The sequence below is a fragment of the Planomonospora antibiotica genome, assembly GCF_014647955.1.
Classification (GTDB): Bacteria; Actinomycetota; Actinomycetes; order Streptosporangiales; family Streptosporangiaceae; genus Planomonospora; species Planomonospora parontospora.
The window spans coordinates 1-673 of the sequence record NZ_BMQE01000166.1 but is presented as its reverse complement, the minus strand read 5'-3'; the positions used below and the strand labels follow the sequence as shown (position 1 = coordinate 673).

The following is a 673-nucleotide window of genomic DNA, read 5'->3' as shown; positions in this document are numbered from 1 at the left end:
TTACCGCCGGTTGACGGGCTCGGATGTGCTGGGATGGCTCGGTGAGCGAGCGCAAGCCGTACCGCAGCGACGTATCCGACGAGCAGTGGGCACTGATCGAGCCGGTGATCACCGCATGGAAGGCGGCGCACCCCTCGGTCAGCGGCCACCAGGGCAAATACGCGATGCGCGAGATCGTGAACGCGATCTTCTATCAGGGCAGAACCGGCGTTCAGTGGGAGTATCTGCCTCACGACCTGCCGCCGATCGGCGCGGTCTACTACTACTTCGGCAAATGGCGCGATGATGGCACCTCCCAGAAGATCCACGACCTGCTGCGCTGGCACGTACGGGAACAGAAGCGACGATCAGCCGACCCGAGCCTGGTGGTGCTGGACACCCAGAGCGTCCGCGCGGCAGCCGGCGTTCCCGCCGACACGACCGGCCGGGACGCCGCGAAGAAGACGCCAGGCCGCAAGAGGGGCTTGGCCGTGGATGTGTTCGGCCTGGTCATCGCGGTGATCGTGCTGGCCGCCTCGACGCACGACAACGTCGCGGGGACCGCCTTGCTGGACAAGGTCGCCGCGACGACTTCCGGCACGGTGACCAAGGCCCTGGTCGACCAGGGCTTCAAGAAGACCGTCGTCGACCATGGCGCCGGGCTGGGGATCGACGTGGAGATCGTCCAACGCAA

1 protein-coding gene is annotated in these 673 nt (G+C 66.4%); it reads left to right on the top strand.

Features of this window, described 5'->3' with window-relative positions; genetic code table 11:
- Positions 1-41 precede the first annotated feature (41 nt).
- On the top strand, positions 42-673 hold a 632-nt coding region (locus tag IEZ06_RS35955; protein ID WP_189241129.1), incomplete at its 3' end, for an IS5 family transposase.